The following is an 8,460-nucleotide window of genomic DNA, read 5'->3' on the forward strand; positions in this document are numbered from 1 at the left end:
TTGGCGTTCGCGTTAGCGTCTCTGAAAGAGAAGCCTCTCGTAGAGAAGGTATCGCGGTTAAGAGGAAGTCGAAAATAGCAAAGATAGCATGAAGTCAAACGAGCGAGAGCGCCTTTGGCGCACGCTTCGAGACGCTACGCGAATGCGAACCCAGTCAAAATGTTGCTATCAAAATATAAACCGCCAAAGTGACGGAAGAAGGATATATTTAATATTGTTGATGGCTAAAAGATTAGCTAAAACTATCAACCTCCTCATGTGACTGGCGATTTAAGTAGAAAAAACTACTAGGGAGCATGGGGAAATCTGATGCCGAACGCCTGGGCAGCCACTTTATGTAAGGCAATATGTGTCTTTAGAGGAACTGTTTATGGTTAGCGATAGCAAACAACTCTGTCTCCAACACGCCAGCATATCTGAGGTTCCATCCCTTCACCAAATCTTAGTGGCTTGCGGTTTTGATATGAAAGACCGCTTTGGTTTGAGTCACTGGATGCCGCCAAATTATCCGCTTGAGCAAATGCTCCACGATGCTATGGAGCAGGAGGTTTACGCCGTTACACTCGGCGAGAACCTAGTTGGCACCTTCACACTTGAGATGATGACAACAGTTCCATTGAGCTACATCAAGTATGGAAACATTCTTTGGCAGATATTAGATGTTCCGGCAGTGTATATACATAAACTAGCAATACTTCCATCTTGGCAAGGCAAAGGGATAGGAACATGGTGTATGCAAGCTATTGAGAAACTTACCATTGAGTGCGGTTACTCTGCTGTATGGTTGGATGGAGTGAAGACACACCTAAAGCTCTTGTCTTTCTATAAAAGCCGAGGATATCAACAAGTGGGAGAACTAATTTACAACTCAGATGTGTGGGTTGATGCAATTGTTTTTGAGAAAGTTTTAGTATTTCTGTAGCAATCAATTCTACAATTTCTGTTCCCACTGCATTTGCAGCCGTTTTAACTTTAGTAGACTCTACCGTATTATTTCAAATACCCTTCTAAACAATGTCAAAGTGTTAGTGGCATGAACTCACAACGGTTGATTTCCGAAATCTAGATAATAGCAATATAGTTATCCTGCTGATAGGCGCGATTGAACAGCATGCTGTTCAATCTCCCATTAATTAAAAACCCCTCTTGCTTAGGAGGGGTAAAGTATTATTTACTGTAATTAGAATTGACGCACTTATCACATCAAAATTGAATGCCTAGCAAACATTAGTCAATGATTTGTGGACTAGGAAGTTGCGCATCAATATCTGCCTGAGATAACGTAGGTAGCAACCAGTTGCCTTCGCCAGCTTTGAAGACTTTGGCAGGTGCAACATTCAATTCAATTGCACCAGTAGCTGGATTAGTTCTAGCAATGGACTGTGTACCATCGACAAACTTGACTGCAATGGGTTGGGTTAACTCTTGTACTTCAGTATTCGGACTTAAAACTACCTGAGTACCTGCGGGTAGGTAGATACCATCACAATCCCAATCATCATCTGTAATTTGCCCTGCTGCTAAGAAGTAGAGTTGAGTTGGATATTTTTTCGGTTTATTGGCGTAGATACCCAAAGTTTTACCGGTTTGATTAAAGCACTGCGCTCGTTTTCTGGCCGTTTCTATCACATACTTCTGAGACTGCAATTGTGATAATCGGGCTTGAAATTGCTCAGGTGTATAGCCAGCTTGTTCAGGGTTATCTTTCACATTTAAAAGTTGATTGAGTTCCTGAGTTACCTCAATATAATCAGTTCCTTTGGTAAAATCTTTACCTGCCCAAGAAGGTTGAGCAATTGTCAGATTCACGATAAACACGAGAGCGACAAGAATGATTTTGATGACCTGCATATTTTTCTCCCTAGTTTGAGATTTTTAGTAATCAGCTAAGGAAGTTCTTAGCTGCTTAACACTTGGGTAAAAGAGTTAAAAAGCAAAATTATTGCCAACCTAATGAAGCTTTTTCAATATTTTTGCATAAGTTTTGATTTAGTGGAATCCTGAGTCTTGAATCTTAGTAAAACTTCCAAGTCTATTAGGATTGACCTATCGATTGACAAATTCACTATTGTTTTTGCGGACTTTAATTTGCACTTGTTTAAAGCTTAGTTTGACTACCTCAGCAGGAATTTTTTGGACATCAGCAGCGTCAGTACGAGCTTTGTAAAACCAAGTTAATTCAGTATGTGTTTAGCTTGATACTCTAAAATTAAGCTTTCCCGCCGATAGAAGCAAATATTCTTTTTTTGCCAAACGATAAATAAAAGTAATTGCTTGTGAGAGTATTTGAAGGCGAGGAGAATCCCAGCGATGTCTACAACGGGCTGTTCGGTGTCGCAACTGGTAATGATTGCCAGTCCCCAAATTACGGACTAAACCCTCATTCGTTCTTAAAAGGGAACTCTTAACGGGCAACAGGTGAAGCAGATGCTAACAGAGGGTCTCCCGACTTGTTCGCTTTTAGCGTTCCCGTAGGGTAGCAACTGCACCAAGCCGTTGGCGCAGCCTCTCCAAGAGTTGGGCATCAGTGTCTCAATTCCGAAGATCCTAGCTGCAAAAACACAGGAAATTGTTAAATATCAATAGATACTACTGTAAATCTATCGGAATAATGTATGATATTCTCAGTTCTACTCCCAGCACAGGAATGTTGCTATCAGATATTGGCAAAATTCCAAAGGAAACAGGCGAGTGTGAACACCACCCTACACATCAAACTCTGGAGAATCTACATGGGCTACAAACATATAGAAGTTAAACAAGTAGCTGGTTTCATCGGTGCCGAAATCGGTAACGTAGACCTTTCCCGTCCTCTGAATGATGATCAAGTCAAAGAAATTCGTAAAGCACTATTGAAGTGGAAAGTCGTGTTCTTTCGTGGTCAGAACATCGATCATGCTGCCCAGGTTGAATTCACATCTCGTTTCGGTGAAGTAACTTTCGCGCATCCACTCGGAGAGCCTGAACCAGTACCGGGATTCCCGCAGATCAAACCCGTAGATCGTAAGCTCTATGAGAAGCAGTACGGTTTTCGCACTGGAGGCCCCTGGCACACAGATGTAACAGCGGCGATTAACCCGCCAGCAGCGTCAATTTTACGTGCGGTTAATGTCCCTAGCTTCGGCGGTGACACTCACTGGAGCAATCTAGTTGCGGCTTATGAGGGACTCTCAGCACCCCTGCGATCGCTAGCAGACACATTAAAAGCTGAACATCGCTTTAATGGGGGCGGGTATCAGCCCCGCAATGGCAAATTCGACGAGCGCATTGCTGTTAATCCACTAGTCTCAATCCACCCAGTAGTCAGGGTTCATCCTGAGACTGGTGAACGTGCGTTGTTCGTTAATCCTGGCTTCACCTCGCACATTATTGACGTCTCACCACAAGAGAGCAAACTGTTACTTGAGTTGTTCTTCAACCAAGTTACCAAACCTGCCTACACCACCCGTTTCCGTTGGAATAATGGTGATATCGCCTTCTGGGATAACCGCGCTACTGTGCATTTAGCTCCTCAAGATTTAGATCATTTGGATATCGAGCGTCTGTTATATCGCACCACCATTACTGGTGATGTTCCAGTTGGAGTTGATGGTTTCCGCTCCCAAGTGGTTCAAGGTGAGGTGTTCAACGCAGAAGTACCAACTGTCTTCAAGCAGAAAGCTGAGTCTAAGGAACCACAACCAGTGCTTTCGTAAGCTACAAAGTGCAAGGAGAAATTCTTATGACATTTACTGCAACACGAATTGAGATTACGCCTACTGAAGCAGCTTTAGGAGCAATTGTGACTGGTGTTGATGCCAGTCTGGCAGCACAACCAGAAGTAATTCTACAACTCAAACAGGCATGGCGCGATCGCCACATCCTCGTCTTCAAAAATCAACAATTGAGTGACGACCAATTATTAGCGTTTGCGAATTACTTTGGCGACATTCTCCAACAACCTGCCTATATCCGCAAAGGAGAAACCGAGCCGTATCTGCCGCCCCTTGTCCTGACTCTTGCAAATGCTGCCTCCGAAGAAAGTTCCGTCAATATTGCACCCAACTATCGTGAACTTTTACCCCATATTGATCATGACTGGTTGCCTACACCATCTAGCGGTTCATTTTTATATGGGGTAGAACTGCCTGAGAATGGCCCTGATACCTATTGGGTGAATTTGATTCAGGCTTACGAAGAGCTAGATGATGCTACTAAGGAGCAGATTGCTGGCTTACAGGTGCGTCATTTTAATTTCTATGGCAAGTATCGGGATGAGTATCCTGAGCCTAGCTACGCAGCCGGTCGTTCCGTTGAACCCGGTGAACGAGTTGCTACCCATCCTTTGGTTCGCACTCACCCGGATACTGGCAAGAAAGTTCTCTTCCTAAATGCCGCTAGCGAGGTAGATATTATTGATTACGACCCAGTGGAAGGGGCAAAGCTAATTGAGCGGTTGCGGGAACACATTAAGCAACCCCACTTTGTTTATCAACACCACTGGAGCAAGGGCGACCTACTTTATTGGGACAACCAGGCAACGGCTCACTATCGCCCCGAATTTAATTCCAACGCAACCCGGGTTTTGAAGCGGGTTAGCATTCGAGGAAGCCGTCCTTTCTAAAGGTTGTGAATTCTTTCAGATACAAAACTTTACTCCCCCTTTCCTTCTCCACTTTCGAGAGCTGAGGGGAAAAGCTAGTTTTGACACCAAACCGGATGCAATTAGAGGGTTATAGCCGAATGGCAAGGATAAAGCCCTCTAATGGATTCGGTGAGCTTGCAGAGATTTTACTCCTACGGTATCAGCGTCAAGATGAGGTAGAAAGCTATGATCAGACCGCAAATTGGAAAGTACTCAATATCCAGACGTGATTTACTTTACACTTTTTATGGGTTAATGTCTTTTACTGCCTTAGTCAGTTGTGGAACAAACAAGGGCAGCACGGGCAATAGCAGCAGTGCAACTTTGAGTACTAATGCCAGTAGTAACAATAAAGGCAGTATTAAGGTTGTTCGGCTTGGCTACCAAGTTTCAGGGGATCTAACCCACGAAAAAGGCGCGATCGAAAAACGTTTAGCTCCTCAAGGAATAGGTGTTACTTGGTCTCAATTTGTGTCTGGTCCTCCGCTCTTGGAAGCCTTAAATGTGGGTAGTATCGACATGGGACCAACCGGTGAAACACCACCAATTTTTGCTCAGGCAGCTGGTACCAATCTGATTTATGTAGTTAATACCCCACCAGGTACTGGAGAAGGTTCCGCAATTGTTGTGCTAAAGGATTCTCCAATCCAAACATTGGCAGGTCTTAAAGGTAAAAAAGTTGCTTATTCTAGAGGGACGGCTCAGACCTATTTTGTGGTGAAAGCGTTTGAAGAGATAGGGCTAAAAATCAGTGATATTGAATCAGTGAATTTAACCATTGCAGATGGAAGAGCAGCGTTTTTGAACAAGACGGTTGATGCCTTTGTAGAAGGTGATCCTAATCTGATTAAGCTGCAACAAGAAGGCAGTATCCGGGTCTTACGAAACGCGCAAGGAATTAAGACGCCAGGAAGTTATTACCTAGCTTCACGAGATTTTGCGATTAATAATGCTGAACTCTTGAAAGCAATTTTGTCAGAGTACTATGAAGTTGGGCAGTGGGCAAACAAAAACAGGCGGGCTGCTGCCGAAATCCTTGCACCGAAGGTCAAGACTGATGTCGATACTATGGAGTTGACGCTGACGAGAAGAAAATATGACATGAGACCAATTACTGAGGAAGTGATTAGCGCTCAACAAAAGGTTGCGGATCTTCTGTATGAACTGAAACTTGTGCCAAAACAAGTCGATGTTAAAGGAGCAACCTTAACTGCCCAGCAGTATACAGCGATTACACCGGATGCCCTTAGGAATAAGGCTTAACCTTTGAATCAGCAAGCTTGCTACAAAATCAGACGCGATGCCCTTCTCTACGAGACCCTTCGCCAAGCTCAGGGCATCGCGCTGCGCGAACGGGGCAGGTGTTACCCTGAGCCTTGCCGAAGTGCGGTAAACTACGCAATTATGCTATAATTATTAGTCAAAATAAATATTAGTTACGCTAATTGTTAGTATAGCATATTAGAACTGCCCTGATGAAAATTTGGAACGGACAATTAGGCGATCGCGTAAGTAATATCATTTACCAGTATTTACCCGCCTTTCGCTGGCGTAATTTTCGCCTGTTTTTTGGGGGACAGTTACTATCAATGTCTGGGACATTTATGACCCAGCAATTAACTATTCCTTGGCTGGTATACGATTTAACTAAATCGGCTTGGTTGTTGGGAGTTGCAGGCTTTGTACAATTTTTACCTACGTTATTAGTGATTCCGTTTTCCGGCGTATTGTCCGATCGCTGGAGTCGTCGTGATTTGTTAATGCTAGTGCAGATATTGGGAATTAGCGTTTCCCTGGCATTAACGATTCTTACCTTTAGGAATTCGATCACGTTTCCCATCCTATTGGTACTGAGTGTTCTCAATGGTTTTCTCAAGGGATTAGATATGCCCGTGCGTCATACAATCGTCACCGAAACCGTAGATGATCGCGCTGATTGGGGCAATGCGATCGCCTTGAATTCAGTGATGTTAAGTTCCTCTCTGGTATTGGGACCGGCTATGGGTGGGATTTTGATTGCGACGCTAGGAGTGAAATATTGTTTTCTCTACGATACCCTCAGCTATATCCCTGCCATCTTTACCCTGCTAGCGATGCGGCTGAAAGTCAGACCGATGCAAACTCTTACGAGCCTTGGTGATACTTTGCAGAAATTGCGCGAGGGCTTTGAATATGTCTCCAAATTCCAGCCCATTAGAGCAATTTTATTAATACTGGCATTACAAGGTTTAGTCGGGATGTCTCATGTCGCGCTCATGCCCATCTTCGCGGTTAAGATTTTAAATGGGGATGCAACTACGATGGCTCACCTGAGCGTCTCAGCCCCGATTGGATCGTTTCTTGCTTGTTTGTATCTGAGTGTCAGGCGAGGGATTGCAGGCTTAGAGCGTTTGATTGTAGTCGCTCAAGTCTTGATCGGGATGAGTCTGATCTCCTTCTCACTATCGCGTCAAGTTGGATTATCCATAATCATACTAGTGTTTACAGGCTGCTTTTCCATCCTGCTGATTACCAGTAGTAATATGATTATCCAAACCCTAGTTGCCGAGGATAAGCGCGGACGGGTGATGAGTTTTTATGCCCTAGCAATGGTGGGTATGATGCCCTTTGGAAATCTATTAGCTGGAACTTTGGCAGATAATTTTGGTGCGACTAATGCCTTGATTGTCTGTGGCAGTCTAAATATCTTAGGTGCGCTATGGTTCTCTGCACAATTGCCAGCAGTGAGCCGTTGGATTGGTCGCTAAACAAGTTGCTTCTCTTTGGAAAATTTCTGCGTTAGCGTTCGCGTTGGCGAAGCCTCTCGAAGAGAAGCGTCTCGTAGAGAAGCTCACCGTTGGCGTTCGCGTTAGCGTCTCTGAAAGAGAAGCCTCTCGTAGAGAAGGTATCGCATAACGCTCTCGTCATCTGACAAAACATCGTCTGAAACCCTTATGATTTCGTCAAGTTTCATTCCTAAATTCGATCTCCTGAACATGGTATTCTCATTTAAGCTAGCAAGAAGGATTACGTTCTCCCAGTTCCTGAGCAGATTATGTGATTACCTTAAAGGTTTATTTCCGTCGTGGTGTACTAGATCCCTAATTTTAGGGCAATGATGAGTGGCTATCCCAAATATAATAACTATTGTTAGTAGCGATCGCTGCTGGGTGTCATATCAAACTTCACAGTTGCAGAATTGGTTTGGTTTTATATTTTCATTCAAAAACCGATATGATAAATATTATTTTAGATATTGCCAAAATACGAAATCAGACAATTATACTTAAAGAAAAAATTATACAAGAACTAGAAAAATTACCTGAACCTTTGTTACAGGAAATTTTAGATTTTGTTCAGTTTTTACAAGCTAAGTCCCAGAAAGATAAAATTTTAGAAATTACCATTATGAGTGAATCATCACTGCAAAAAGATTGGTTAAGACTAGAGGAAGATGCAGCATGGCAGGATTTGTAAAAGGGGATGTTGTTATTGTCCATTTCCATTTTCAGACTTAACTCAAATAAAACGTAGACCTGCTTTAGTTATTGCTACACTTCAGGGAGATGACCTAATTCTTTGCCAAATTACTAGCCAATTTGTTGCCGATGTCTATGCTATTCAATTAAATAATAGTGATTTTAGCTGTGGTCGGTTAAATCAGCAAAGTAATATTAGACCCAATCGGATTTTTACTGCTGATCAGCAAATTATTTTATATCAAACAGGTGAAATAAAACCTGAAAAATTAACAGAGATCATTAATAAAATTATTGAAATTATAGATTAGCGAGGTCTATAGTAAGCTAATCGGCATTTAAGCTGCATAATATAAATGCAGAGCCGATTGAAAGTAA

At 42.9% G+C, this 8,460-nt stretch carries 8 protein-coding genes and 1 riboswitch; of the genes, 7 read left to right on the top strand and 1 reads right to left on the bottom strand.

What is annotated here, in order from left to right; translation table 11 throughout:
* Positions 1-248 precede the first annotated feature (248 nt).
* Positions 249-333, top strand: a riboswitch (ZMP/ZTP riboswitch).
* 37 nt (positions 334-370) lie between these two features.
* Positions 371-922, top strand: coding sequence for an N-acetyltransferase (locus HWQ38_RS05145; RefSeq protein WP_292790688.1), 552 nt, complete (start codon positions 371-373; stop codon positions 920-922).
* 305 nt (positions 923-1,227) lie between these two features.
* Here the strand turns inward: HWQ38_RS05145 and HWQ38_RS05150 are convergent, their stop codons facing one another.
* Positions 1,228-1,851 carry a hypothetical protein gene (locus HWQ38_RS05150; RefSeq protein WP_292790691.1) on the bottom strand — a complete coding sequence of 208 codons (624 nt, stop codon included), beginning with the start codon at positions 1,849-1,851 and terminating at the stop codon, positions 1,228-1,230.
* A 764-nt stretch (positions 1,852-2,615) separates the two neighbouring features.
* Between HWQ38_RS05150 and HWQ38_RS05155 the strand changes: the two genes are divergently transcribed.
* From HWQ38_RS05155 to HWQ38_RS05180, 6 genes are all read left to right on the top strand, one after another.
* Positions 2,616-3,695, top strand: coding sequence for a TauD/TfdA family dioxygenase (locus HWQ38_RS05155; RefSeq protein WP_292790695.1), 1,080 nt, complete (start codon positions 2,616-2,618; stop codon positions 3,693-3,695).
* A 26-nt stretch (positions 3,696-3,721) separates the two neighbouring features.
* The gene (locus HWQ38_RS05160) at positions 3,722-4,603 is read left to right on the top strand and encodes a TauD/TfdA family dioxygenase (RefSeq protein ID WP_292790699.1); all 882 of its coding nucleotides are present in this window, start codon (positions 3,722-3,724) and stop codon (positions 4,601-4,603) included.
* Between the two features lie 345 nt (positions 4,604-4,948).
* Positions 4,949-5,887 (top strand): aliphatic sulfonate ABC transporter substrate-binding protein, encoded by a 939-nt coding sequence (locus tag HWQ38_RS05165; protein WP_292790701.1) that lies wholly within the window; start codon positions 4,949-4,951, stop codon positions 5,885-5,887.
* Positions 5,888-6,099: 212 nt separating this feature from the next.
* Positions 6,100-7,371, top strand: a complete 1,272-nt coding sequence (locus HWQ38_RS05170; protein ID WP_292790703.1) for an MFS transporter — start codon at positions 6,100-6,102, stop codon at positions 7,369-7,371.
* A 379-nt stretch (positions 7,372-7,750) separates the two neighbouring features.
* Complete coding sequence (locus tag HWQ38_RS05175) at positions 7,751-8,080, top strand: DUF2281 domain-containing protein (RefSeq protein ID WP_292790705.1); 330 nt, start codon at positions 7,751-7,753, stop codon at positions 8,078-8,080.
* On the top strand, positions 8,058-8,393 hold the full coding sequence (locus HWQ38_RS05180) for a type II toxin-antitoxin system PemK/MazF family toxin (RefSeq protein WP_292790707.1): 336 nt from the start codon (positions 8,058-8,060) through the stop codon (positions 8,391-8,393). Before HWQ38_RS05175 ends, HWQ38_RS05180 begins: the two co-directional genes overlap by 23 nt.
* Positions 8,394-8,460 lie beyond the last annotated feature (67 nt).

Source organism: Nostoc sp. NMS7 (genome assembly GCF_017115085.1).
GTDB lineage: Bacteria > Cyanobacteriota > Cyanobacteriia > Cyanobacteriales > Nostocaceae > Nostoc.

Excerpts from the sequence above, each read along its gene's own strand:
- HWQ38_RS05145 (WP_292790688.1), top strand. The coding sequence starts at position 371 with ATGGTTAGCGATAGCAAACAACTCTGTCTCCAACACGCCAGCATATCT.
- HWQ38_RS05150 (WP_292790691.1), bottom strand. The coding sequence starts at position 1,851 with ATGCAGGTCATCAAAATCATTCTTGTCGCTCTCGTGTTTATCGTGAAT.
- HWQ38_RS05155 (WP_292790695.1), top strand. The coding sequence starts at position 2,616 with ATGATATTCTCAGTTCTACTCCCAGCACAGGAATGTTGCTATCAGATA.
- HWQ38_RS05160 (WP_292790699.1), top strand. The coding sequence starts at position 3,722 with ATGACATTTACTGCAACACGAATTGAGATTACGCCTACTGAAGCAGCT.
- HWQ38_RS05170 (WP_292790703.1), top strand. The coding sequence starts at position 6,100 with ATGAAAATTTGGAACGGACAATTAGGCGATCGCGTAAGTAATATCATT.
- HWQ38_RS05180 (WP_292790707.1), top strand. The coding sequence starts at position 8,058 with ATGCAGCATGGCAGGATTTGTAAAAGGGGATGTTGTTATTGTCCATTT.